Origin of the sequence: Paraburkholderia atlantica, assembly GCF_009362785.1 — a bacterium.
GTDB lineage: Bacteria > Pseudomonadota > Gammaproteobacteria > Burkholderiales > Burkholderiaceae > Paraburkholderia > Paraburkholderia atlantica.
Genome location: NZ_WHNQ01000004.1, coordinates 407,783 through 430,431, shown reverse-complemented (window position 1 = coordinate 430,431; position 22,649 = coordinate 407,783). Strand labels below are relative to the sequence as shown.

Genomic DNA, 22,649 nt, shown 5'->3' with positions numbered 1-22,649 from the left:
TCCGGTCGCTCAGACCTGGCGCAACCCTTCGAGATCGACGATGTGAATATGCTTGCCCCGCGTGTCGATCAGGCCACGCTTTTGAAATCTTGACAGGGTGCGGCTGACCGTTTCGAGCGTCATGCCGAGGTAGCTGCCCATGTCCTCGCGCGTCATGCGCAGGTTGAATTCCGACCACGAGTAGCCGCGCTGCGCATTGCGCTGCGACACATCGAGCAGGAAGGCGGCGACGCGTTCGTCGGCGGACAGCGAGCCGAGCACCATCATCTGCGCGGCCTCGCTGACGATCTGCGCGCCCAGCAGCTTGTGCATGCGCTCCTGGATCGAACCGATTTCGCGGCATAGCTGCTTCAGCGCACTGTATGGAACGATGCACACCGTGCTGTCTTCCAGCGCGACGGCGCTGCACGCATGGATGTCCGCGCTGATGCCGTCGAGCCCGAGCGGCTCCCCTGCAAGACGCAGGCCGGTGACCTGCTCGCGGCCGTCGCGGTGGACCATCACGGTCTTCATCGAGCCGGAACGCAGCGCATAGATGCTGTCGAAGCGGTCGCCGCTGCGATACAGCGCTTCGCCGCGCGGCACCGAGCGCGCCGAGCAGATCAGCGTTTCGAGCTTCGGCAGTTCGTCCGCCGACAGCCCCTGCGGCATGCAGATCTGACGCATCGAACAACTCGAGCAGCGCGCGGCGGTGCGTGCGGTTGCGCGTCCCGCCACGGCCTCGCGGCTGCCGCGGGCGACAGAGCCGGCGGCGCGCTCGGCATCGCCGGCGGAGCGGGTCGAGGAACGGGTCACAGCGGTAGGATTCAGCATGTTCTGCGCGCGATTATTGGTAGTGTGGAAATTGTCCCACCCGTTATGTCCCTCAACAGGTGGCAAAGTGACGCGTTCGCTGCCCCGCTTGCCGAGCGACGGCGGTGCTCCGGGCGAAGGTAGGAAGGTGAGCCGCCGCGGCTTATGTCGACGTCGTGGCTCACCGCCTTGCGCATGATGACAGTGTCAGGCGGGTTCCTTGTCGGCGCCCGCGGCGGACGGTACCAGCAGAACCGGCAGCGTCGCCTGGCGCACGCAGCGTTCGGCGACGCTGCCGAGAATCAGCCGCTGGAAGCCACGCCGGCCGTGCGTGCCCATCACGAGCAGGTCGGCGTTGAATTCGGCGGCGGCATGCAGCACGATCTCGGCGACATCACCGAGCGACGAAGCCTCGGAGACTCCCGGGTCGCCCTTCACGCCTTGCTCGGCCATCACTTTCGAAAACTCCGCGCGCAGCTCCTGGCCTTCCTCGATCAGGCGGTTACGCAGGATCGACGGGTCGTAGCCGGGTGCCTCGAAGTACATCGGCGTGTTTTCGACGACATAAAATGGCCGCAGCACGGCGCCATTCGATTTGGCAAGATCGAGCGCTGCTTCGAACGCGCGGCGCGAGGTATTGCTGCCGTCGACCGCTACAAGGATGCGTTTGTACATATCGGCTCCGCGTCAAAAAAGCGTCTGCCACATTGCTGGCCGCGGCAGGGTTTATTGATCTTTTATACCAACGAAGCTTAGTAGATTGCCGGAAAAGATGCAGCCGACCAGGATGTAAATCAAACATTTGCCAAATATTCAGGTCGGCGCGGACAAAATCGCGGGCGCGGCGGCGCGCGCAAGTGGCCTTGCATGCTTACAAACCGCATAAGTTTGGTGAAGGTGAAACAAGATTGGCCTTACAATCAGGCCATATTCAGACAAGCTGGCCAGTGCGCTGATGAACGATCGAAAAACCAAGGGCTTACCCGACCAGATCTACGGCGACATCCTCAACCGCATCCTCGAAGGCGAGTACAAGGAAGGCGAACGATTGCCGACCGAGCATGCGCTGGCGGAGCGTTTCGCCACGTCCCGGCCGACCGTGCGCGAAGCGCTCGCGCGATTGCGGGCCGACGGCATCATCTCGACGCGGCACGGCTCTGGCACGACAGTCGCGCGGCGGCCCGACCCGGACGTGCGCCGCTTCGCACCGCTCGAAACGCTGTCCGATATCCGCCGCTGCTATGAATTTCGCATCGTGACCGAGGCGGGCGCGGCCGCGCAGGCAGCGCTGAAGGCCGACGCCAACGACATCGCCGCGATCCAGCATGCGTGGGACGAACTCGAGCGCATCATCGAGGCGCAGGGCATCGGCGCGAAAGACGATTTCCTGTTCCACCAGGCGGTCGCGCGCGCGTCGAAGAATCCGTTTTTCATCACGGTGATGTCGTTCATCGAGGAGCAGATCCTGTTCAGCATGAACCTGTCGCGCAATCTGTCGCTGGTCAAAACGGTCGAGCGACAGCGGCTGGTGCAGGCCGAGCACATGGCGGTGCTCGACGCGATCCGCCGCAAGGACTCGGCAGGCGCGGGTGCCGCGATGCGCGCGCATCTCGAGAACGCGCTGGAACGGATGTTCGGTTCCTGAGTCGCGCGCGGGCGAAGGGGGGGGCGACTTCGGCGAGGCCACGCTCCGGCGCGGCTCAAGCCGCGTCGGCGACCGGTCCGAACAGCGAGGTCAGCGTTTTCGCGCTTACCGCGACGTCGAGCGCGACGGCCCGCTCGACGCCGATCTGCAGCGGCGGCCCGAGTCGGCTGATGTCGAGCCCGGCCCGCCGCAGCATGCGCTCGATCGGCGTGGTGGTCACCGTGACGTAATGCGTGATGCCCATGCGTTGTGCGAAGCGCATCACTTCCTGGATTGCGCGGATTGTCATATCCGTGAAACCAAAAGACTGTTCCTCCCCGTCGGTTTCGATCGCCCAGCGGCTCAGTTCCCAGATATGTCTCCCGACCGGCGCGGCCGCGCCATGCAGCAGTTGCGGGAAGGTGTCTTTCAGCATGTTCGGTCCTTCGGTCGGCATCAGGCGCCAACAGCCGCGCAACCGTTCGTCTTCGCCCTGAATCAGCATGTAATACGGCCCGAGCGCGTCGTAGCCGTCTATCTCCATTCCCGCGATGGTCGGAATTTCCCAGCCGAGCCGGCCGTGAAAGACCCGGGCGCGCAGCCGGTACATCTCGTTGATCAGTTCGTTGTCGAATTCCTGCCGGAGTCCAATTCGGATCGTGGTTTGCATGTCGTTCTCCTGTGCGTGTTGGGGGGCCAGATACGCAGGAAAACTTATGCATTCTGAATCTTTGCGCCACCTACCTACCTGGATAGGTGTGGATGCTTATCGGGTATCGCAAAATTCAGACACGTATCCGCCCCCAACCTACAAGGGTCCAAAATGGAACTCCTCGACAATCACTGGCAACCGCAAACCCACCTCCAGGCACGTCCTTCGGAGGTCTCTTCGGCAGTGGATCGTGTTCTGATCATTGCCTACCGGAAGAAGAAAAAAGAGAGCCAGCGTCGTTTCTGGGCTCGCTTCGGCGTCACGCAGTCGCGCGGCAGCCGCTTCGAGTCGGGTGCGGAGATCCCGGCGCCGGTGTCGATCCTGCTTGGCCTTTACTTCATGAAAACCGTGTCGGACGCCGATCTGGGTCGCGCCGAGCGCGTGATGTACAGCCGCGACGCGGCCGCGCTGCTCAACCCGGGTCAATAAGCCCAAGCTGGGCCGCTATCACGGCGGCCGCACGCCGCGAATTCACGCCGAACTTCGCCCTGATGTTTTTCATGTGGAAGTTCACCACGGCTTCCGAGCAACTCAGGATGTGGGAGATCTCCCACGTGGATTTGCCGCGTGCCGTCCATTTCAGGCATTCGCGCTCGCGCGGAGTCAGCTTCGGCATCAAGCTCTGCGCATGCGAATCCAGATGCTGTTTGCTGGTGTCGATCACCAGGTCGCGCAACAGCACGAGGTTCGGCAATGCGGCGTTCACATGGCGCCTGAACCCGTCTGACGGCTTGTCGTCATTGACGAAGCACATCATGCCGGCTTCCTGATTCGGCCCATGAATCGGTAGCGTCACCCCTGCACCCAAGCCGTACGAGCGTGCTTCCTCATACAGGGATTGCTGCGCCGGGGTGGCGAAGATCTCTGGCGTCCAGATCAGCGGCGCGGAGCGTGACAGGCAGTGCGCGACCGTCGGGTCGATATGCACCATGCCCTGTTCGTCATACGTCTGCCGCCATGCCGGCGCGTAAGTGCTGCGCAGGTAAGCGTCCTCCAGACGCATGGTGGGCCGCGGCAACATCGCGACCAGTATCCTGTCGAAGCCCCACGTTTCGGCGAGGCCCGTAATCACGCCGAACCATTCCGCCTCGTCGGCGGCGTTCAATAGCGGTGCCATCTGCTCGATAAAGTGTAGCGACAATTTTTTGGCTCTCTCAGGCTCGCAAACATCCCATTCGCGGTTATTGGCAGACAAACGTCGGTCCGCTCTTTTCGTCCGCATAATCTATCACTAAAAACTCGAAAGCAATGCGCTGGTGCTCCGCGGGGTAAACGATAGCAGCCATCTGATAGCAAGGGCGGCGTTGCCTATTATTATGCTGATTGAAATAGATCTTTAACCCGGCCGGGTCTCGGGCAGGAAATGCGGCTAATCGGCATCCCGCAACCGCATTTTAATGTGATTGATTGACAGCATTATTTCTTCCTGCTTCGGAATTAATCGCATTTACTCGATTATTTGGGAAATCTGGTTATTCCGCGTCGCGTCCGTCTTGCCAAAAAAAGCGCCTGCACCGTTTCCATGTGGGCGGCGGCTCCATTGTTAACAAAAGGAAATTTCGTGAGCGGGTCCGGGCAATTCGCCGCCGACGGCATGCCAGGGCGATCGCCGCGCGCAGGTTGTTTGACAACATCGTGACGCCGATGCTACCGTGAAATCTCCGCCCAGCACGTTTCCGCCTCAACCATCATGAACGAATCTCCGCTTCGAGACGGCGAGTTCACCGCGTCGGTGATGGCCGTGCCGCCGCTCGCGCGCCGCGCCGACTATACGCTCGACCCTGCCCAGAATCTCGCGCTGATTCGCCATCTCGAAGCGGGCGGCGTACGCACGCTACTGTACGGCGGCAACGCGAATCTCTATCACGTCGCGGTCAGCGAATACCGCGAGTTGCTGGATCTGCTTGCCGACGCCGCGAGTCCCGGGACACGCGTGATTCCGGCGCTCGGTCCCGACTACGGCAAGATGCTCGATCAGGCGCGCATCCTCGCGCAGACGCGTTACCGCACCGCGATGGTGCTGCCGCTCGGCGGCTTTACGACGTCCGAGGGCGTCGAGACGGGCCTCACGCGAGTTGCCGACACGGCAGGCATGCCGCTCACGCTGTATATCAAGAGCGAAAACTACGTCGCAGTCGATACGCTCGCGCGACTCGTCGAGCGTGGCACGTTGAGCGCGGTCAAATACGCGATCCCGCGCGACGATCCCGCCGACGATCCGTATCTGCGCCGGCTGCTGCAACGCGTGCCGGCCGCGAAGATCGTATCGGGCATGGGTGAGCGGCCGGCGCTCGTGCATCTGCGCGAATTCGGGCTGGCAGCGTGGACGACCGGTAGCGGCTGCATCGCGCCGAGCATGGTGATGGCGCTGCTGCGCGCGGTGCAACGCGGCCGGAGCACCGATAGCACCGATAGTGCCGGTAGCGCTGACAACGACACCGCCCAACGTCTTTACGATGCGTTCATGCCGCTCGAAACATTGCGCCACGACATCTCGTTGATCCGCGTGCTGCACGATGCGATCACGTTCACGGGCCTCGCCGACATGGGGCCGCTGCTGCCGCTGCTCAGTTCGACACCGCGCGAGCATCATGCGAAGATCGCGCAGACCGCGCGCACGCTGCTCGCTCTCGAGCGCGAGTTCGCATCCACCCAATCGAACCGCTCCGACACGCAGGCAAGCACATGACCGATCACAGCCGACGCTATCCCGATCCCTCCATCCGCGTGTTCGATCCGCGCTTCAAGTCGTTGATCATCGCGTCGGCGTCGGTCGAATGCTTGTATCAGGGCACGCGTTGGTCGGAGGGGCCGGTGTGGTTCGGCGACGGCCGCTATCTGCTGTGGAGCGATATTCCGAACGACCGTATGCTGCGCTGGGATGAAACGACGGGCGCGGTCAGCACGTTTCGTCAATCGTCGAACAACGCGAACGGCCATACGCGTGATCGCGAAGGACGTCTCGTCAGTTGCGAGCACCTGACGCGGCGTGTGACGCGTACCGAGTACGACGGTTCGATCACCGTGCTCGCCGACCGCTATCAGGGCAAGCGCTTCAATTCGCCGAACGACGTGGTCGTCAAATCGGACGGCTCGATCTGGTTTACCGACCCGACCTTCGGCATCGAAGGTTTCTACGAGGGCGAGCAGCAGCAGTCCGAACTGAAGCCGTGCGTGTATCGGATCGACGGTCAGTCGGGCGAGGTACAGATGGTCATCGACGACGTGCTCGCCCCGAACGGTCTGGCGTTTTCGCCGGACGAGTCGCTGCTGTACGTGGTCCAATCGCGCGGCGAGCCGCGCAAGATCCGCGTATTCGATGTCGAGGCCAATGGCAAAGGCACGACGGTGTCGAACAACCGCGTGCTGATCGACGCGGGTCCGGGCATCCCCGACGGCTTTCGGGTAGACGTGCACGGCAATCTTTGGTGCGGCTGGGGCATGGGCACCGACGAACTCGACGGCGTGCGCGTCTTCACCGCGCAAGGCGAGCCGCTCGGCCATATCGCGCTACCGGAGCGTTGCGCGAACGTTTGCTTCGGCGGACGGCATCGCAACCGTCTGTTCATGGCGGCGAGCCACGGCTTGTATTCGCTGTTCGTCAATACGCAGGGCGTGCGGGGAGGTTGAGCGGTTGTCCGCTAACTAGACAACCCGTGTTTCCGCTACAGCGGATGCTCGGGTTTGCCCTTAATTCGCGTTGCCGGGCGTTGAACGGCAAGGATTTCACGTAATTCAAGCCGTTTTCGTCCAGGCCCCGCGCTCTCGACTATTTGCTTGACATCGGCTGTTGCGCTTCGCTATGTTCCCTTGGTAGAAAGATACCGCCCGCACACAATCCATCGACCAGCGGGCTTTCATACCAAGAAGCGAGGAGACGCAATGACTGTTTCGCACAGGCTGTCGTTCAAGCTGGTATCCGTCTGTATCGCCGCGAGCGCGGCGTTCACCGTGGCCGCGCACGCGGCCGATCCGGTCACGATCAACATCGTCGACGTGGCCGGCGATCTTCAACTCACGCAGAAGGGCTTCGAGGCGTTCAAGGCGAAGAATCCGAATCTCGTCGCGAACATCACGTTCACGAACGCTCCGTCGCCGCAATTGCCCGGCAAGATCAAGGCGATGCAGGCCGCGGGCCGCTCCGACATCGACCTCGTGCTGACCGGCACCGACGCGCTCGCGGCCGGCATCGAACAGAACCTGTGGATCAAGCTGCTGCCCGATAACGCGGCGCAGTTCCCCGGTGTGCTCGACAAGTACGCGCCGGGCCCGCGCAAGATGCAGGATCTCGCGCAGGGCTACGGGCTCGAGGTCGCGTATATGCCGGCTGGTCCCCTGCTCGAATACAACCCGGCCAAGGTCAGCGATCCGCCGAAGACACCCGAGCAACTGCTGCAATGGTGTAAGGCCCACCCCGACAAGCTGATCTACGCGCGGCCGGCCAATTCCGGTCCTGGCCGCACGTTCCTGATGGGCTTGCCCTACGTGCTCGGCGACAAGGACCCGCAGGACCCGGTGCACGGCTGGGACAAGACGTGGGCGTACCTGAAGCAGTTGAACGACTGCATTCCGTACTATCCGGGCGGCACCTCGGCGGTGATGAAGGAACTGGGCGAAGGCACGCGCGACATGACCGTGACGGTGACCGGCTGGGACATCAATCCGCGCGCGCTCGGCATCGTGCCGGCCGAATTCCGCGTACAGCCGTTCGACAACATGACGTGGGTCAACGACGCGCACTTCATGGTGGTGCCGAAGGGCGTGCCGAAGGAAAAGCTCGACGTGCTGTACAAGATGATGAACTTCATGCTGGAGCCCGCGCAGCAGGCGTTGACCTACGACGACGGCTACTTCTATCCCGGCCCGGCGATCAAGGGCGTCACCATCGAGCAGGCGCCCGCGCATAGCCAGGAGGTGCTGCAAAAGTATGGCCGCCCCGAATACGCGAAGATGCTGAGCGATCGTCCGCATGCGTTGCCGCTGAATGCAGCGGCGATGGTTGCGGCCTTCAAGAAGTGGGATACCGACATCGGCGCGCAGAAGACCCGTTAGGCCGTCACCATTGCGCCGGAAAACGAGGCGAAACGCAGCGCGGCGTGAGGTAGCGCCGCGCTGCGTGTTTGCGTCGATCACGCGCGCCTCGGCTTAATTGCCTGATGCGCCGCGCGCACCGCACGCGCGGCACTTCACTTGCGACACCCGTCGTCTCACGCGGATCAGGAAACCGTATGAAGCATCACTTTGAGCAGTTGCGGCTCGACTCGGTGAGCCGCAGTTTCACGAACGCGCAAGGTCACGCGATCGCCGCGCTGCAGGGTCTCGATCTGACGATCCGGCGCGGCGAGTTCATCGCGCTGCTGGGACCGTCGGGTTGTGGCAAATCGACGGCGCTGAACTGCATCGCCGGATTGCAGCCGCTCACCGGCGGCGGCATCTGGCTCGACGAGCGCCGCATCGACGTGCTGCCGCCGGAAAAGCGCGGCTTCGGCATGGTGTTCCAGAACTATGCGCTGTTCCCGCACATGAGCGTGCTCGACAACGTCGGTTTCGGGCTGAAGATGCGCGGCGTCGGCAAGAGCGAGATCGCGCGCCGTGCACGCGAGGCGTTAAAACTGGTGCAACTGACAGGGCACGAGCAGAAGCTGCCCGGCCAATTGTCCGGTGGCCAGCAGCAGCGTGTCGCGATTGCTCGTGCGATCGTGATCGAGCCGCCGCTGATCCTGATGGACGAGCCGCTGTCGAATCTCGATACCAAGCTGCGCATCGAAATGCGCGCCGAGATTCGCCGCATCCATACGCAGCTCGAACGCGCGACGCTGTACGTGACGCATGATCAGGACGAAGCGCTGTCGATGGCCGATCGCATCGTCGTGATGAGGGAGGGCGTCGTGCAGCAGGTCGCGACGCCGAAAGAGGTCTATACGCGGCCGCGCAATCTGCATGTCGCGCGCTTCATGGGCTATCGCAACGTCGCGGAGTTCACGCTGGAGGGCATGCAAGGCGAGGGCGTCGTAGTCAGTGCGAACGGCGTGCGGCTGATCGGCACGCCGATGGCCGGCTTCGACGGCAAGCGCGTGAGCGTCGCGTTGCGCCCCGAAGACATGGAGCGCGCCGCGCCGGGCGCCGACAACGCGTTCGAGGCGCTGATCGACGCGGTCGAATACGGCGGCCATGATTCGCTGCTGCGCGTGAAGACCGCGTTCGGCGACGTGTGGGCGCGCGTGACCGGTGAATGCGCGGAGGGCGAGCGCATCATGCTGCGCGTGCGGCCGTCGTGCGTGCTCGTCTACGATGCAGAGGCCGCATGAACACGCCGACGCTCGTCCCCCCGCTTACTCCCCGCGCGCCGCGCGATGCCAAGGCCTGGCTCGTCGCGCCGGCGCTGCTCTTTATCGTCGCGCTGTTCATTTATCCGTTCGCATACGGTCTCGCGCTGTCGTTCCGGCCGATGAACGGCGGCGGCCTATGGGCCAACTATCTGACGTTCTTCACCGACACGTCGATGTGGCCGACGATCATCGTCACGCTGAAACTGTCGGTGCCGGCCACGCTGATCAACGTCGGCGTGTCGGTGCCGGTCGCATTCGCGCTGCGCCGTTACTCGCGGTATCAGAAGATCGTCACGACGCTGCTGGTGATTCCGGTGACGCTCGGTACCGTGCTGATCGCCGACGGCATGCTCACGTATTTCGGTCCGCACGGCTGGCTGCCGCAAGCGTTGCAGGCGCTGCATCTGTACACGCAAGAGGTGCGGCTCACGCACAACTTCACGGGCGTGCTGCTGTCGCTGATCGTGTCGGGCTTTCCGTTCGCGTTTCTGTTGACGTTGTCGTACGTGACCGGTATAGACCCGACGCTCGCGAGCGCGGCCGCGACGCTCGGCGCGAGTCCGTGGCAGCAGTTTCGCCGCATCTATTTCCCGCTGCTCGTGCCGGGGCTCACGATGGCCGCGTGCCTGTCGTTCGTGCAGGCGTTCTCGGTATTTCCGTCGGCGGTGCTGCTCGGCGCGCCCGCGGGCCCGACGCGCGTGATGTCGATTGCGGCGGCGGAAGCCGCGTTCGAGAGCTATGACTATTCGCTCGCTTCGGCGATCGCGATGGTGATGGGCTTCGTGCAACTGCTGGTGGTCGCCGCGCTGCTCGGCGCGCGCCGCTGGTTCTATCGTGGTCCCGTCACGGGAGGCAAAGGCTGATGACGACCGATCGTCGCGCGACGCAGCCCGACTGGCCCGCGTCCACCTCCGCTCCCGCATCCGCGGCGCCGCAGCCCGGCGATGGCGCCCGCGAGCCCGCGCAACACGCGCGTCAGCGCGCGAACCTGCCAGGCCGCATCTGGCAGATGCTGGTGTGGGCCGTGATGGCGTTCTTCCTGATCAACGTCGTGCTGCTGATTGCAACCGTCGCGGTGAATTCGATCGCGACGCGCTGGTTCGGCACCGCGTTGCCGCAAGGCTTCACGCTGCACTGGTATGCGCAGGCGTGGCGCGACTTCCAGCTCGCGAGCGTGCTGTGGGTGACCGTGCAGGTGGTCGGCGCGGTCGTGCTGTTGTCGGTGCTGCTCGGCGTGCCCGCCGCGTATGCCCTCGCGCGCGTGCAATTCCGCGGCAAGCGCCTTGCGATGTTGATCTTTCTGCTGCCGTTGATGGTGCCGCCCGTCACCTACGGCATTCCGATGGCGACCGTGATGTACAAGGTCGGCCTCGCCGGCACGCTATGGGGCGTGATTCTTGCGAACCTCGTACCGGCGCTGCCATTCGTGATTCTGGTGATGACGCCGTTCATCGAGCAGATCGATCCGAATCTCGAAGCGGCTGCGCGCATTTTCGGCGCGAACACGTTTCGCTACTTCCGTTACGTGCTGCTGCCGCTGCTCGTGCCGGGCATGCTGGCCGCAGGGCTGCTCGTGCTGGTGCGCACGATCGGCATGTTCGAGCTGACGTTCTTTACGGCCGGTCCCGCCACGCAAACGCTGGTGGTCGCGTTGTACTACGCTGTGTTTTCGACCGGTGTGCGCGCGCCGCAATCGATCGATGCGATGGCGATGATCTATATGGCGATCACATTGATCTGGGTGTTGATCGCACTACAATTCGTGAGCCCGACGCAGATCGTGTCTCGCGTAAAAGAACAGCGGCGCTGACGCGTGGTCGGCGTCAATCGTGGAGTAGACGTTGACGAACAGAAAGACCGCCGAGGAATTGCGCAGTCATCGCTGGTACGGCGCGAACGATCTGCGTTCGTTCGGCCACCGCTCGCGCACCGCGCAGATGGGCTACAACCGGGAGGAATACGCGGGCAAGCCGGTCATCGCGATTCTCAACACGTGGAGCGAGATCAATCCGTGCCACACGCATTTCAGGCAGCGCGTCGAGGAAGTGAAGCGCGGCATCTGGCAGGCCGGCGGCTTCCCGATCGAGCTGCCGGTGCAGACGCTGTCCGAGCCGTTCCAGAAGCCCACCACGATGCTGTACCGCAATTTCCTCGCGATGGAAGCCGAGGAGATGCTGCGCTCGTATCCCGCCGATGGCGTCGTGCTGATGGGCGGCTGCGACAAGACCACCCCCGCGCTGCTGATGGGCGCGATCTCGATGGATCTGCCCGCCATCTTTCTGCCTGCCGGCCCGATGCTGCGCGGCAACTGGAACGGTGTGACGCTCGGCTCGGGTTCCGACTCATGGCGATACTGGGCCGAACTGCGCGCGGGCACGCTGACGCCGGAAGACTGGCAGGGCGTCGAAGGCAGCATCGCGCGCTCGCCGGGGCACTGCATGACGATGGGCACCGCGTCGACGATGACCAGCGCGGCCGAAGCACTGGGCTTCACGCTGCCCGGCTTCGCATCGATTCCCGCGGCCGATTCGCGCCATGCGCAGATGGCCGCGAAAACCGGCATGCGTATCGTCGAGATGGTGTGGGAGGATCTGAAGCCGTCGGACCTGCTCACGGCGGCCTCGGTCGATAACGCGGTGACGACCTGCGTCGCGCTGTCCGGCTCGACCAATTCGGTCGTGCATGTGATCGCGCTTGCACGGCGCGCGGGCATCGCGTTGACGCTCGATCGCTTCGACCAGATCGCGCGCCGCACGCCCGTGCTGGCGAACATCCGGCCGACCGGCGCCTATCTGATGGAGGACTTTTTCTACGCGGGCGGCTTGCGCGGGCTGCTCGCGGAACTGGGCGAGCTGATCGACGGTTCGCAGAAAACCGTGAACGGCCGCACGCTCGGCGAGAACCTGGCGGGCGCGCAGATTTTCAACGACGACGTGATCCGCCGCCGCACGAATCCGCTACTGCGCGACAGCAGTCTCGCGGTGCTGCGCGGCAATCTCGCGCCCGACGGCGCCGTGATCAAGCCGGGCGCGGCCGAGCCGCATCTACTCGTGCATACGGGCCGCGCGGTCGTGTTCAGCGACTACAACGACATGGCCGCGCGCATCGACGACGACGCGCTCGACATCGACGAAAGCTGTGTGCTGGTGCTGCAGCACGCGGGGCCGGTCGGCGCGGGCATGCCCGAGTGGGGCCAACTGCCGATCCCGCGCAAGCTGCTGCAAAAAGGCGTGCGTGACATGGTGCGCATCTCCGACGCGCGGATGAGCGGCACGAGCTATGGCGCGTGCGTGCTGCACGTGGCGCCCGAGGCGTTCGTCGGCGGGCCGCTGGCGTTGGTGCGAAGCGGCGATCTGATCGAACTCGATGTGCCGCGTCGCAGACTGAATCTGCTGATATCGGACGAAGAGTTCGCGCGCCGCAAGGCCGCGTGGGTCAAACCGGCGGCGCGCTTCGAGCGCGGCTATGGCGCCCTGCATCAGGCGCACGTGATGCAGGCGGACCAGGGCTGCGATTTCGACTTCCTGCAGCGCGGGGGCGTGAGTCCCGAGAGCTCGGGCGAGCCGGAAATTCACTGACGCTCAATACCCCACGCGATACACGCGCCCCGTCTGCGCGCCTTCCACGCTGCGCAGATAAGCCAGCGCCGCACGTTGCGCGCTGACGGGCTCGAAGCCGCGAAAGAACGGCGCGTAAGCCTCCATCGACTCGCTCAGCACGGTCGGGCTCACGACGTTGATGCGCAGTCCGCGCGGCAGTTCGATCGCCGCGCCACGCACGAAGCCTTCCAGCGCGAGATTGACGGTCGTCGCGCTCGCGCCCTGCGCGATCGGCTCGTCGCCCAGAATGCCGCTCGTCAGCGTGAACGAACCGCCGTCGTTCACATAGGGCAGCGCCGCGAACACGACATTGATCTGACCCATCAGCTTGTCGCGCAGCCCGACCCAGAACTGCTCGATGCTCATCTGCGCGAGCGGACCGAAATGCACGTGGCCGGTCGCGGTGACGACGCCATCCACCTTGCCGAGGTCGCGAAACAGCCGCTCGACGCTCGCCGGGTCCGTGCTGTCGACGTGATATTGCCCGCGCGTCGCGCCCACCTCGATCACTTCGTGACGCGCCTTCAGCTCCGCGCTGACGGCCTGGCCCAGCGTGCCCGTGGCACCGATGACGACGATTTTTTTCATCCGCAACTCCGTTAAACGAACCAACGTTAAACAAAGCAAAGCACGCACCAGAATAAAACGGTGCGTGCTACGTGAATGCCTGATTTAATCGGAATAAACGCAGTAATTCAAACGCGCGCGTATAAAGGGATGATACGCGCTTCCGCCTATTTCACGCGGTGTAATTCGATAACGCGTGCGGGCCGCAAATGATTGAGCGCGTAGTGAATGCGGCCGCGATCCTGGCGCTGTCCGACCGGACGCGGGTCGTTGTACTGGTTGTCGGCCGAGTAGACGGCGAGCGGTTCGACCATGCCCTTGTCGATTACCGCGTAGCCGGGCTCGAGCGCGAGCAGCAGATGGTTGCCGCCGAGCCGGCTGTCGAAGCCCGCCATGCCGTCGAGCGCCTCGGGCACGCTGTTCTCGAGCGTCGCATTGCTGGTTGTGATTTCGTCGGGCGAGATCGCGCCGTGGCCCGCCAGACGGGCCGCTTCATGGTTCTTGCCGTCGGTGTCGACGGTGCTGTCGTGCGTGCGATCGTTGTGCAGGTCCGTGGTTGGTGGGTCCTTCGGGTCTGGTTTCGTGCCGGCGTTTTCGGGTTTGCTGATCGCGCTGTTCATCGTGCATCTCCTAAGAGGACATTCGAAGAAAAGAGCAAAAGCCGTTCCGACTGACACGGCGCCGCTGTGCGCGGGAGTCGCGATGCGTTGTCCGCCATGATTCGATGCGAGTGGCGTTGCCCTCACGATTGAATGGCGATGACGTCCGCGATTCATTTCGTTTTTTTTAATGGACGCGTATTTTCTACAGAGTATGATTCTACTCCTGCGATCGACGCGCGGATAAATTGGCGGCATGTTCCGGCTGTTCCGCATGGTCGGAAACAATTAACAAACAAATGGCCGCGCGACTGCGAAAATGTTACGGGGCTTCAGGGGCGGGTGACTCATGCACTTCGATGCTGCATTCACACATCGCGGCTATCTATTGAATTGCGAACCGGCGCGCTCGGGCGACGGCTCCTGGCAACCGTATGTGGTGATTTCGCGCTCGAGCGACGGCGAGCTGGTCGCCAACCGTTTCTTCCCTACGGAACTGCGCTTCTCCGACGAAGCCGCCGCGATCGCACACGCGCGCGACTGGGCAGTGCGCTGGATCGACGCGAGCAGTCTGACGATCTGAAGTCAGGGAACGATGCGCGCCAACGCGCGTCGACGCCATGAATCCGAGCCGCTCTGCGCGCTGCCGGGCGGGCAGCGTTAAAACGCGGTAATCTCTGCTGGATAACCACTTTGAACCGTGCACACTGCACGGCGCCGTCCCTTATGCCCAACGAGCCTTCCCAGAACTGGGGCCTTGAACAGATCGTCGCCGACCTGCGCGCCTCGCGCGAGCAATTGCATCGCACGCGGCATCCGCTCGGCATTCGCGAGTTGCCATCGCGCGAAGCGGTGGTCAGTATCGTGACCGGTCTGCGTGCTGCGATGTTTCCGACGCACTACGGCGCGCCCGATCTGACCGACGAAACGGTCGACTACTACGTCGGCCATACGCTCGAAAGCACGTTGCGGCTGCTCGCCGAACAGATTCGCCGCGCGCTGCGTTTCCTGCCCGAATTCGGCGCGACGTCCGACGCCGAGTTGCGCGAGCGCGCGTTCGCGGTGGCGCGCGAGTTCGCGACGCAGCTGGCGGGCATCCGCGCGCTGCTCGTCAGCGACATTCAGGCTGCGTACACCGGCGACCCCGCCGCGCAGCACATCACCGAAATCCTGCTGTGCTATCCGGGCGTGTGGGCGATGACGCATCACCGGCTCGCGCATGCGCTGCATCGGCTCGGCGTGCCGCTGCTCGCGCGCTTCATCAACGAGATCGCGCACTCGGCGACCGGCATCGACATTCACCCGGGCGCGACGATCGGGCCGAGCTTCTTCATCGATCACGGCACCGGCGTGGTAATCGGCGAGACCGCGATCATCGGTGAGCGCGTGCGCGTGTACCAGGCGGTCACGCTCGGCGCGAAGAGCTTCGCGGCCGACGAAGACGGCACGCTGATCAAGGGCAACGCCCGGCATCCGATCGTCGAGGACGACGTCGTGATCTACGCGGGCGCGACGATTCTCGGACGCGTGACGATCGGGCGCGGATCGGTGATCGGCGGCAACGTGTGGCTCACGCATAGCGTGCCGCCGGGCAGCAGCGTATCGCAAGGCAAGGTCCGCGAAGGAGAGCGCACCGACAATGGGCGGCAGTGATGCGCCGCGGCCGGCGCATCACTGCGCCTAACTGATCGGCCAATGCCGTAACCAGGGCAACGCATGCATGCCATGCAGCCAAACATGCTCGCCGATGAACCACGCGGCCGCCCACGACGCCGCGACGACGATCAGATCGCAGTGCCCGCTATTCCATAGATTCAACGAATGTCGCCCGGCGATCCACGGCACGCCGAGCGGATTCGGCCAGTCGGCGAGCAGATGCATCAGACCGCCGCACGCGAAGCCGAACGCGGGCGCCGCGTAGATCGAATGACCGAGCACGTGATACGACGCCGCGAGCAGCGCGAACCAGCCGATGCCCCAATGCGTCAACGTGCGATGCGTGATCCACAGCCGCCGCGCGCGCGACCACCATGCGACTTCGAGCCAGTCCGGCGCGGTGCTGCCGGCCACGCCGGTGATGAAGCTCAGCAGCACGCCGGCATGAAACGGACCGCCGCCGCTGCGCGCGACGATCGACGCCGCGATGATGCCGGCTGCGAACCCGGTCGCATGATGCGCTTTGCTGGATGCCATCGATACTCGCGGCACAGGTGCCGCGCGAAAACCAAAGGGCGGCTATGTTCGCAGATGAGCGCGTAAAAAAATAGCCGACGCGCGAGTTAGAAATTCGCGCATCGCCTTCCGTGGATGACGCGCACGGCGTTCACAAGTGCGCCGCGCCGCTCAGGTCGCGCAGCGCGCGATATCGAAGCGCATTTCCTCTTCGGGCGGATCGTCGGGCGCATTGGCCGGATGCATGACCTTGATGACCGTGCTGCCGTTGAGCGGGGTCAGCGTAACGAAGTACGAGTTGTGCGAATCCGCGCCGACCGCGAGTTCGGTCGCGGCGCCCGTGCGCGAAGTACGCACGCGCGGCAGACGTTCTTCGAGGCAGGCGGCGATGGACGCAGGCGTGCGTGACGACGACACGTACACGAGCGGCGCGGACGCATCGCGCGCGGGGCCGCCCGACGAACCGCAAGCGGCGAGGGTGGCAGTGAGGGCGACAGCGGGGGCAAGCAGGAGAAGTCTTTTCATGGTCCGATCGTCGGCATTCCCGGTCATGCATGGGAAGGTGAGGCGCGGGCGAAGCGCGATGCGCTGGCGGACAGCGCGATGCTTCGCGACGAAGCTACCGTGCAGGCTGCGCGCTTTCGCGACGTCGCACGGCGGCCGGGGCAGTATACCGAGCATGCGTCGACGTCGTCACTAGCGCGGCGAACGGTTCATCGGTCTGACGGCAAACCGTAAGGCCCATGAAAAAGCTCGCGACGTGATCGTGTCACCCGCGGATTCGACTGCGCGAAAGCGGGATGAGAACCGCTGTCAGAAGCGATGCCGCACACCGACTGCCGCTGCCCTGCTGCCCTGCTGCCAGTTGCTGTGACCGCCCTGGTTGTTCGAGTAGACGAGGCCCGCGTCGAGCGAGCCGTACAACGTGACGCTGCTTTGCGCGTGTGCGGTGATTGCGAAGGCGCTCAGCAAGCCTGCCGTGATGAGAGTTCTTTGCATGATCGGGCGATTCCCAGTGGAGTGTAATTGCCGCTATGCAGATATTTAATTACGCGCCTTATAACAGTTTATTTTCGAATCGTGGATTATGTGAATTAATCGTGTAAGTGCAGATCCCTAAAGAAAAATATTTTTAACGACGAATGGGCGGTCGCGCTGTCAAGCCCCGGGAGGGCTACGGCACAAGGCCTCGCGAAAAGCATCGGATGCCCTCGTCGCGCCGATTCCCACCGTTTTGCGCAACGCAGTCTTACGCAGAAACGGTTAAATCGAGGTGGGATGCCACTTATAATTTCAATAGACCCCTTCGACCAAAGGGCGTCTTTTTCATTTTTACGCGCGGCTTTCGGGCCGCGTTTTTTTATCTGACATTTAAAGCGGTTTTATAAATTGTCGTGTAAGGGTGAATAGAATCTTCGCCGCTCCGAACGCGCCTTGTCCGTTCGTCAGAGCGGGCAGGGCGAAGCGGGCCGGGCAGGTAGAATCGCGGGTTCGAAATCTGTTTGTGCGCCCCGCGAAGTGAGTGAACCTGTGATGAACGACACGCCCTTTCCCTCGACCGATACGAATGCCGAGTTCCTGACCGACGACTCGTCTGGACCGGACGACAGCGTGCATGAAGAGCGTCTGTGGCGCGATAACGGCTGGACCGCGCGCATCATCAAGAACGAAGACGACGAAGGCTGGGCCGTCGAAATGATCAAGGACGGCGAGGCGGAGCCCGCGCTCGTCGGACCTTGGACGATGGGTCGCAACAAGAAGGATCCGAAGCCGCTCGACGTATCGGCGTTCAATACGCTCGTTAAAACGGCGGCGGAAGTGCTGCGTCGCCACGAGCAGCAACTGAGCGCGCAACTGCACAAGGCGGTGCGCGTGCCGAGCGCGGACGGCAGCGACGAACTCGACATCACGCTCGATATCGTTCCGGACGAAGACGAGCCGTACGCACTATTGAGCGCGCTCGATATGTTCGGCGAGCAGATCGCGCAGGTGCAGGTAGCGCCGACATTCAAGCTCAGCAAGGCGAGCGCCGCGGCGTGGGTGGCGAACGAGTTTCGCCGGCCGGGATAAGTCGTCGCCAGGGCGTCGCTGGTTTCGATGGGCGGGCTTGGCCCAACTTTGCGAGCACAACTCGGATGGATCGAATTGCGACGTCAGGCGTGTCGCCGACCCCTAGTTGCGCTTGCAAAAAATCGCGGTGATCAGCGGCGCGACGTGATGCACGATCGCCGTGCTGCCGGCGTTCTCGAGCGCGCTTTTGACCTTGTCGTCGCCGCCGAACACGACGGCGCCGTACGCGGATTGCGCGACCGGTTCGCCGTCGCCGACCCGGAACATCGGGTCGTCCTTTTCGAAGCCCACCACCGCGAATACGCGGAAACCGAACGCGGTCAGATGCGCATCGGGCGTCGGCGAGAACGCGTTGATCGAGTTGCTTTCGACGTGACTCGGCTTCGGGTTGATCAATTGCTGCTGCATCAGATCAGCAATGAACTGGTGGCCGCTCTCATTGCATACCAGTGGCGCGTCGAGCGCCACGGCGAAAGAGGACAGCGGCAGCGCGGCGGCTGCGGCAAACAGCAAAGGGGCGAGAAGACGGTTCATGAGTGTAGGCGGGCGTCCACAGTCGATGTCGTGGATTAGCAACCACTGCGCCATCCCTCGGAGGGTGCAAGCGGTGCTGCACATCGAACTGATTCCGCGTGACTGGCGCAACTGGATTCGCACTTTACAGCGATTCCGTAAATTCCGCTTTGTGACGGCCGCAGGAACGGCATCTGCACAAGTGCAACAGAAACATACGACACAACAGCAAGCTTTCAGAATCCCGTATATATTTCCGCCTTATGACTTCGCAACCCCGACCTCCAATAAACGTCCCGCCGCCACGTACGTGGGACGCCCGGCTCGCGCGCCGGCTCGTGACACCGCTAATCGATACCTGGGTCACCCCGAATCATTTGACCACGCTGCGCCTGCTGATCGGCGTGGCAGGCGCGCTGTGCCTTGCACACGGGGGATTCGCGTGGGCCAATGCCGGCGCACTGCTGATCGTTTTGTCGAATTTCGTCGATCATACGGACGGTGAACTCGCGCGCGTCGGCGGCAAGTCGAGCCGTATCGGTCATTTTTACGACCTCGCCTGCGATGCACTCGTGACCGTGATGCTGTTCGTCGGCATGGGTATCGGTGCCGGCGGCGCGCAGATCGACGCTTTGAAGCTCGCGCCCGGCGTGCTCGGCGCGGTGGCGGGTGTCGCGGTTGCCCTGATCTTCTTTTTGCGCATGCGGATCGAGGAGATGGTCGGCAAGGCCGGCACGAAGCAGGCGTCGGTGGGTGGCTTCGAAACCGAGGACGTGCTCTACCTGTTGCCCATCGTCACGCTGACGAGTGTCGTTGCGCCGTTCGTGGTGGTCGCGTCGATCGGCGCGCCGCTGTTCGCGGCGTGGGTGGTGATCGACTACTGGCGCGTCGCTCGCCGTAGCGTTCACCCGACGGCGAAGGCCCCCAGCGCTTCCGAAACCAGTCAACAGTGGGCCAGCAAATGAATCTGCACGCCGAAGACGACGTGATCGCGCCCGTGTCGACAGGCACGTCCGTGGCGGCGCTCGCGCCCGCGCCCGACGCCGACCGCGCGGTCGCGAGCCGTACCCGCAGGTTCGACAACGCGCGTCTGCGTAAAGACTTCGCCGAGCAGGATGCGTTTCTGTATCTGGAGGATTTCCTCGCGCCGGAAGTCACCGCGCAGCTGGTTCACAGCGCGCGCTCGCTGCTCGACGAAGTGAACCGCAACTATCTGCCGGGCCATAAGCAGGGCGGCAGTGTCAGCCGCCATACGATCGACCGTCTCGCGCCGTTCATCGCCGAGCTGTACCGCTCGAAGGAGTTGATCGGCTGGCTCGAGCAGCTGAGCGGCGACCAGTTGCAGGTGTCGCCCGCCGACGATCCGCACGCCTACGCGCTCTACTACTACACGCGTCCTGGCGACCATATCGGCTGGCACTACGATACTTCGTATTACGACGGGCGCCGCTACACGCTGCTGCTCGGCGTGATCGACGAATCGTCGTGCCGGCTCGACTACGAGCTGCATACGCGCAATCCCGAGGTGCCGGATCAGCCGGGTTCGGTGCAGATTCCGCCGGGCGGTCTCGTGTTTTTCGACGGCGACAAGCTGCGTCATCGCATCACGCCGGCGGGCCCGAACGAGATGCGTGTGTCGCTGACGTTCGAATACGTCACCGATCCGAACATGCGGCCGTGGCGCCGCTTCGTTTCCAACATGAAGGACGCGATCGCGTACTTCGGTTTCCGTCAGGTGTTCCGTCAGATGGCCTCGCGCCGCAAGGACGCCGCATGAGTCGCGCAGCGCTGCTTCTGCTGTCGATCGGCTCCGCGCTGTTCGTCGGCCTGCTCGCGTGGCAGGGCTTCGGCTCGGTGGCGTCGACCCTGCTCGCAGCCGGTTGGGGGCTCGCGGTCGTCGCCGCGTTCCACCTGGTGCCGCTCGTGATCGACGCGGGTGCGATCGCGGTGCTGTTCAAGCGCGGCCACCCGTCGCGTGACCGCGCGCATGAAGGTCCGGCAAGCGGCGCGCGAGCCGGACTCTCGCTGCGCGATGCGCTGTCCGCGCGCTGGATCGGCGAATCGGTGAATAGCCTGCTGCCCGCCGGACAGATCGGCGGTCCGGTGGTGATGGTGCGGCGACTGTCGCAGCGCGGCATGCTGCTGCGCGACGCGGCCGCCGCGATCACCGTCAGCACGACCTGGCAGGCGCTCGCGCAAATCGTGTTCGCGCTCGGCGGCCTCGCGATGTTCGGCGCGTACGCCGCGCACGGCACGCTGCACGACCTGCGCACCGCAACGCTGATCGCGACCTGCGTGCTCGGCGCGCTGATCGCCGCGTTCTACTTCGCGCAGCGGCGCGGCCTGTTCGGCCGGCTGCTCGGCGCGGTGTCGAAGGTGTTCGGCAAGCGCGACTGGTCGTCTCTGATGACGCGAGCGGAAGCCGTCGATGCCGCGGTGCAGTCGCTGTACCGCGAGCGCGGCCGCGTGGCGGCGAGCTTTGCGCTGAGCCTCGTCGGCTGGGTCGTCGGCACGGTCGAGGTATGGCTCGCGCTGCATTTTCTCGGCCATCCGGTCGGCTGGATCGACGCACTGCTGCTGGAGAGCATCGGCCAGGCGATTCGCGGCGCGGCCTTCATGATTCCGGGCTCGCTCGGCGTGCAGGAGGGCGGCTATCTGCTGCTCGCGCCGCTGGTGGGTTTGCCGCCCGACGCGGCGCTGGCGTTGTCGCTCGCCAAGCGTGCGCGTGAAATCCTGCTGGGCCTGCCGGGCCTGCTGGTATTGCACTTCAGCGAACGAAGCTGGCAACGTCGGCGCGCCCCGCGGCGTGTGCCGGTTGCCGATTGACCTCCGTACTTTTTTCAAAGGACCGCGCATGCGCGCCATCATTCTCGCAGCGGGCCTCGGCCTGCGTCTCCAGCAGCCGCCGCAAGCCCAGTTTCCGAAATGCCTGTTGCAGTTCGACGGCATGAGCCTGCTCGAACGGCATCTGCAGATGCTCGAAACCGCCGGCGTGACCGACGTCGTGCTGGCGCTCGGTTTCCAGCCGGAATCCGTGCAGGCGGAACTCGCGCGCATCAACTGGCCGCACAAGGTCGAGACCGTGCTCAATCCGCGTTTCGATCTGGGCAGCGTGCTGACCGTGCATACCGTTGCCGATGCGTTGACGCGCGGCGGCGACGTGCTGCTGATGGACGCCGACGTGCTGTACGACGAGCGCATCCTGAACGCGTTGGTGGCGGGCGAGTCAGTCAACCGTCTGCTGATCGACCGCGATTTCGAAGCGGGCGACGAACCGGTCAAGCTGTGCCTGAAGGACGGCGTGCCGGTCGAGTTGCGCAAGCAGCTCGCGGTCAATCTGGAGTTCGACACGATCGGCGAGTCGGTCGGCTTCTTCCGCTTCCGCGAGGAAACCGCGCGGCGCTTTACGCAGATCGTCGCCGGCTATATCGACAGCGGCCGCGCGAACATGCCGCACGAAGAGGCGGTGCGCGACCTGCTGCTCGAGCGCAGCCAGGTATTCGACACGGCCGACGTGACCGGCGCGCCGTGGATCGAGATCGACTTCCCGAACGACGTCGCGCGCGCGGCCGACGAAATCCTGCCGCAGTTGCAGCCGCTCGTCAGCGCATCGCGCTAAGGCGTGCGTGCCGCGCGCCAGCACGCATGACGGCGCGCGGCAAGACCCCTCGC

The 22,649-nt window shown here is 64.0% G+C and carries 25 protein-coding genes and 1 pseudogene; 16 read left to right on the top strand and 10 right to left on the bottom strand.

What is annotated here, in order from left to right:
- Window positions 1-9: 9 nt before the first annotated feature.
- Both GCT19_RS08605 and GCT19_RS08600 read right to left on the bottom strand, forming a co-directional pair.
- Window positions 10-666: a helix-turn-helix domain-containing protein gene (locus GCT19_RS08605; protein WP_013092378.1), complete on the bottom strand. Its 657-nt coding sequence runs from the start codon at window positions 664-666 to the stop codon at window positions 10-12.
- Between the two features lie 333 nt (window positions 667-999).
- Complete coding sequence (locus tag GCT19_RS08600; protein ID WP_013092377.1) at window positions 1,000-1,467, bottom strand: universal stress protein; 468 nt, start codon at window positions 1,465-1,467, stop codon at window positions 1,000-1,002.
- 280 nt (window positions 1,468-1,747) lie between these two features.
- On the opposite strand from GCT19_RS08600, the gene GCT19_RS08595 reads away from it, so the two are divergent.
- Window positions 1,748-2,437: a FadR/GntR family transcriptional regulator gene (locus GCT19_RS08595; RefSeq protein WP_013092376.1), complete on the top strand. Its 690-nt coding sequence runs from the start codon at window positions 1,748-1,750 to the stop codon at window positions 2,435-2,437.
- Between the two features lie 55 nt (window positions 2,438-2,492).
- Here the strand turns inward: GCT19_RS08595 and GCT19_RS08590 are convergent, their stop codons facing one another.
- The gene (locus GCT19_RS08590) at window positions 2,493-3,086 is read right to left on the bottom strand and encodes an acyl-homoserine-lactone synthase (RefSeq protein ID WP_152851625.1); all 594 of its coding nucleotides are present in this window, start codon (window positions 3,084-3,086) and stop codon (window positions 2,493-2,495) included.
- Between the two features lie 153 nt (window positions 3,087-3,239).
- On the opposite strand from GCT19_RS08590, the gene GCT19_RS08585 reads away from it, so the two are divergent.
- Window positions 3,240-3,557, top strand: coding sequence for a helix-turn-helix domain-containing protein (locus GCT19_RS08585; protein ID WP_013092374.1), 318 nt, complete (start codon window positions 3,240-3,242; stop codon window positions 3,555-3,557).
- Here GCT19_RS08585 and GCT19_RS08580 read toward each other — a convergent pair.
- Complete coding sequence (locus GCT19_RS08580; RefSeq protein ID WP_018433960.1) at window positions 3,541-4,245, bottom strand: helix-turn-helix transcriptional regulator; 705 nt, start codon at window positions 4,243-4,245, stop codon at window positions 3,541-3,543. The genes GCT19_RS08585 and GCT19_RS08580 overlap by 17 nt on opposite strands.
- Window positions 4,246-4,818: 573 nt before the next feature.
- Here GCT19_RS08580 and GCT19_RS08575 point away from each other — a divergent pair.
- The 7 genes from GCT19_RS08575 (at window position 4,819) to araD (ending at window position 13,035) form a co-directional block, all read left to right on the top strand.
- On the top strand, window positions 4,819-5,817 hold the full coding sequence (locus GCT19_RS08575) for a dihydrodipicolinate synthase family protein (RefSeq protein WP_152851624.1): 999 nt from the start codon (window positions 4,819-4,821) through the stop codon (window positions 5,815-5,817).
- Complete coding sequence (locus tag GCT19_RS08570) at window positions 5,814-6,758, top strand: SMP-30/gluconolactonase/LRE family protein (RefSeq protein WP_152851623.1); 945 nt, start codon at window positions 5,814-5,816, stop codon at window positions 6,756-6,758. The genes GCT19_RS08575 and GCT19_RS08570 overlap by 4 nt, the downstream gene beginning before the upstream one ends.
- A 252-nt stretch (window positions 6,759-7,010) precedes the next feature.
- Window positions 7,011-8,180, top strand: a complete 1,170-nt coding sequence (locus GCT19_RS08565) for an ABC transporter substrate-binding protein (protein WP_152851622.1) — start codon at window positions 7,011-7,013, stop codon at window positions 8,178-8,180.
- 176 nt (window positions 8,181-8,356) lie between these two features.
- Entirely contained in the window at window positions 8,357-9,436 is a 1,080-nt protein-coding gene (locus GCT19_RS08560; protein ID WP_018433963.1) for an ABC transporter ATP-binding protein, read from the top strand.
- Window positions 9,433-10,320: an ABC transporter permease gene (locus tag GCT19_RS08555; protein WP_018433964.1), complete on the top strand. Its 888-nt coding sequence runs from the start codon at window positions 9,433-9,435 to the stop codon at window positions 10,318-10,320. Before GCT19_RS08560 ends, GCT19_RS08555 begins: the two co-directional genes overlap by 4 nt.
- Complete coding sequence (locus tag GCT19_RS08550) at window positions 10,320-11,267, top strand: ABC transporter permease (protein WP_152851621.1); 948 nt, start codon at window positions 10,320-10,322, stop codon at window positions 11,265-11,267. The genes GCT19_RS08555 and GCT19_RS08550 overlap by 1 nt, the downstream gene beginning before the upstream one ends.
- A 31-nt stretch (window positions 11,268-11,298) precedes the next feature.
- On the top strand, window positions 11,299-13,035 hold the full coding sequence (gene araD, locus GCT19_RS08545) for an L-arabinonate dehydratase (RefSeq protein ID WP_152851620.1): 1,737 nt from the start codon (window positions 11,299-11,301) through the stop codon (window positions 13,033-13,035).
- A gap of 3 nt (window positions 13,036-13,038) precedes the next feature.
- Here araD and GCT19_RS08540 read toward each other — a convergent pair whose 3' ends face one another.
- Together GCT19_RS08540 and GCT19_RS08535 are read right to left on the bottom strand one after the other, a co-directional pair.
- Window positions 13,039-13,644 (bottom strand): short chain dehydrogenase, encoded by a 606-nt coding sequence (locus tag GCT19_RS08540; RefSeq protein ID WP_152851619.1) that lies wholly within the window; start codon window positions 13,642-13,644, stop codon window positions 13,039-13,041.
- A gap of 146 nt (window positions 13,645-13,790) precedes the next feature.
- Complete coding sequence (locus tag GCT19_RS08535; RefSeq protein ID WP_013092364.1) at window positions 13,791-14,243, bottom strand: DUF3005 domain-containing protein; 453 nt, start codon at window positions 14,241-14,243, stop codon at window positions 13,791-13,793.
- A gap of 328 nt (window positions 14,244-14,571) precedes the next feature.
- Here GCT19_RS08535 and GCT19_RS08530 point away from each other — a divergent pair, with 328 nt between their 5' ends.
- Both GCT19_RS08530 and epsC read left to right on the top strand, forming a co-directional pair.
- Entirely contained in the window at window positions 14,572-14,805 is a 234-nt protein-coding gene (locus GCT19_RS08530) for a hypothetical protein (RefSeq protein WP_013092363.1), read from the top strand.
- A 143-nt stretch (window positions 14,806-14,948) separates the two neighbouring features.
- Window positions 14,949-15,875: a serine O-acetyltransferase EpsC gene (gene epsC, locus GCT19_RS08525; RefSeq protein WP_018433967.1), complete on the top strand. Its 927-nt coding sequence runs from the start codon at window positions 14,949-14,951 to the stop codon at window positions 15,873-15,875.
- Between the two features lie 27 nt (window positions 15,876-15,902).
- Here epsC and GCT19_RS08520 read toward each other — a convergent pair whose 3' ends face one another.
- The 3 genes and pseudogenes from GCT19_RS08520 to GCT19_RS08510 all read right to left on the bottom strand — a co-directional run.
- Complete coding sequence (locus GCT19_RS08520; RefSeq protein WP_152851618.1) at window positions 15,903-16,415, bottom strand: metal-dependent hydrolase; 513 nt, start codon at window positions 16,413-16,415, stop codon at window positions 15,903-15,905.
- A 150-nt stretch (window positions 16,416-16,565) separates the two neighbouring features.
- A complete protein-coding gene (locus GCT19_RS08515) occupies window positions 16,566-17,075 on the bottom strand; it encodes a hypothetical protein (protein ID WP_152851617.1) in 510 nt (169 codons plus the stop codon).
- 168 nt (window positions 17,076-17,243) lie between these two features.
- Window positions 17,244-17,393, bottom strand: a pseudogene (locus GCT19_RS08510) (porin); the annotation flags it as partial.
- A gap of 534 nt (window positions 17,394-17,927) precedes the next feature.
- Between GCT19_RS08510 and GCT19_RS08505 the strand changes: the two are divergent.
- Window positions 17,928-18,464 carry a hypothetical protein gene (locus tag GCT19_RS08505; RefSeq protein ID WP_152851616.1) on the top strand — a complete coding sequence of 179 codons (537 nt, stop codon included), beginning with the start codon at window positions 17,928-17,930 and terminating at the stop codon, window positions 18,462-18,464.
- A gap of 102 nt (window positions 18,465-18,566) precedes the next feature.
- Here GCT19_RS08505 and GCT19_RS08500 read toward each other — a convergent pair whose 3' ends face one another.
- Window positions 18,567-18,998 (bottom strand): hypothetical protein, encoded by a 432-nt coding sequence (locus GCT19_RS08500; RefSeq protein ID WP_018433972.1) that lies wholly within the window; start codon window positions 18,996-18,998, stop codon window positions 18,567-18,569.
- Window positions 18,999-19,240: 242 nt separating this feature from the next.
- Here GCT19_RS08500 and GCT19_RS08495 point away from each other — a divergent pair, with 242 nt between their 5' ends.
- From GCT19_RS08495 to GCT19_RS08480, 4 genes are read left to right on the top strand one after another with little or no spacing between them, the layout of a single operon-like run.
- Window positions 19,241-19,942, top strand: coding sequence for a CDP-alcohol phosphatidyltransferase family protein (locus GCT19_RS08495; protein ID WP_152851615.1), 702 nt, complete (start codon window positions 19,241-19,243; stop codon window positions 19,940-19,942).
- Entirely contained in the window at window positions 19,939-20,754 is an 816-nt protein-coding gene (locus GCT19_RS08490) for a HalD/BesD family halogenase (RefSeq protein WP_152851614.1), read from the top strand. Before GCT19_RS08495 ends, GCT19_RS08490 begins: the two co-directional genes overlap by 4 nt.
- A complete protein-coding gene (locus tag GCT19_RS08485) occupies window positions 20,751-21,803 on the top strand; it encodes a lysylphosphatidylglycerol synthase domain-containing protein (RefSeq protein ID WP_018433975.1) in 1,053 nt (350 codons plus the stop codon). The genes GCT19_RS08490 and GCT19_RS08485 overlap by 4 nt, the downstream gene beginning before the upstream one ends.
- Before the next feature lie 28 nt (window positions 21,804-21,831).
- Window positions 21,832-22,596: a phosphocholine cytidylyltransferase family protein gene (locus GCT19_RS08480; protein WP_013092354.1), complete on the top strand. Its 765-nt coding sequence runs from the start codon at window positions 21,832-21,834 to the stop codon at window positions 22,594-22,596.
- Window positions 22,597-22,649: the final 53 nt, after the last annotated feature.

Coding starts and splice junctions, on each gene's coding strand:
- GCT19_RS08605 (WP_013092378.1), bottom strand. CDS start 666: ATGCGTCAGATCTGCATGCCGCAGGGGCTGTCGGCGGACGAACTGCCG.
- GCT19_RS08600 (WP_013092377.1), bottom strand. CDS start 1,467: ATGTACAAACGCATCCTTGTAGCGGTCGACGGCAGCAATACCTCGCGC.
- GCT19_RS08595 (WP_013092376.1), top strand. CDS start 1,748: ATGAACGATCGAAAAACCAAGGGCTTACCCGACCAGATCTACGGCGAC.
- GCT19_RS08590 (WP_152851625.1), bottom strand. CDS start 3,086: ATGCAAACCACGATCCGAATTGGACTCCGGCAGGAATTCGACAACGAA.
- GCT19_RS08585 (WP_013092374.1), top strand. CDS start 3,240: ATGGAACTCCTCGACAATCACTGGCAACCGCAAACCCACCTCCAGGCA.
- GCT19_RS08580 (WP_018433960.1), bottom strand. CDS start 4,245: ATGGCACCGCTATTGAACGCCGCCGACGAGGCGGAATGGTTCGGCGTG.
- GCT19_RS08575 (WP_152851624.1), top strand. CDS start 4,819: ATGAACGAATCTCCGCTTCGAGACGGCGAGTTCACCGCGTCGGTGATG.
- GCT19_RS08570 (WP_152851623.1), top strand. CDS start 5,814: ATGACCGATCACAGCCGACGCTATCCCGATCCCTCCATCCGCGTGTTC.
- GCT19_RS08565 (WP_152851622.1), top strand. CDS start 7,011: ATGACTGTTTCGCACAGGCTGTCGTTCAAGCTGGTATCCGTCTGTATC.
- GCT19_RS08560 (WP_018433963.1), top strand. CDS start 8,357: ATGAAGCATCACTTTGAGCAGTTGCGGCTCGACTCGGTGAGCCGCAGT.
- GCT19_RS08555 (WP_018433964.1), top strand. CDS start 9,433: ATGAACACGCCGACGCTCGTCCCCCCGCTTACTCCCCGCGCGCCGCGC.
- GCT19_RS08550 (WP_152851621.1), top strand. CDS start 10,320: ATGACGACCGATCGTCGCGCGACGCAGCCCGACTGGCCCGCGTCCACC.
- GCT19_RS08540 (WP_152851619.1), bottom strand. CDS start 13,644: ATGAAAAAAATCGTCGTCATCGGTGCCACGGGCACGCTGGGCCAGGCC.
- GCT19_RS08535 (WP_013092364.1), bottom strand. CDS start 14,243: ATGAACAGCGCGATCAGCAAACCCGAAAACGCCGGCACGAAACCAGAC.
- GCT19_RS08530 (WP_013092363.1), top strand. CDS start 14,572: ATGCACTTCGATGCTGCATTCACACATCGCGGCTATCTATTGAATTGC.
- epsC (WP_018433967.1), top strand. CDS start 14,949: ATGCCCAACGAGCCTTCCCAGAACTGGGGCCTTGAACAGATCGTCGCC.
- GCT19_RS08520 (WP_152851618.1), bottom strand. CDS start 16,415: ATGGCATCCAGCAAAGCGCATCATGCGACCGGGTTCGCAGCCGGCATC.
- GCT19_RS08515 (WP_152851617.1), bottom strand. CDS start 17,075: ATGCTCGGTATACTGCCCCGGCCGCCGTGCGACGTCGCGAAAGCGCGC.
- GCT19_RS08505 (WP_152851616.1), top strand. CDS start 17,928: ATGAACGACACGCCCTTTCCCTCGACCGATACGAATGCCGAGTTCCTG.
- GCT19_RS08500 (WP_018433972.1), bottom strand. CDS start 18,998: ATGAACCGTCTTCTCGCCCCTTTGCTGTTTGCCGCAGCCGCCGCGCTG.
- GCT19_RS08495 (WP_152851615.1), top strand. CDS start 19,241: ATGACTTCGCAACCCCGACCTCCAATAAACGTCCCGCCGCCACGTACG.
- GCT19_RS08490 (WP_152851614.1), top strand. CDS start 19,939: ATGAATCTGCACGCCGAAGACGACGTGATCGCGCCCGTGTCGACAGGC.
- GCT19_RS08485 (WP_018433975.1), top strand. CDS start 20,751: ATGAGTCGCGCAGCGCTGCTTCTGCTGTCGATCGGCTCCGCGCTGTTC.
- GCT19_RS08480 (WP_013092354.1), top strand. CDS start 21,832: ATGCGCGCCATCATTCTCGCAGCGGGCCTCGGCCTGCGTCTCCAGCAG.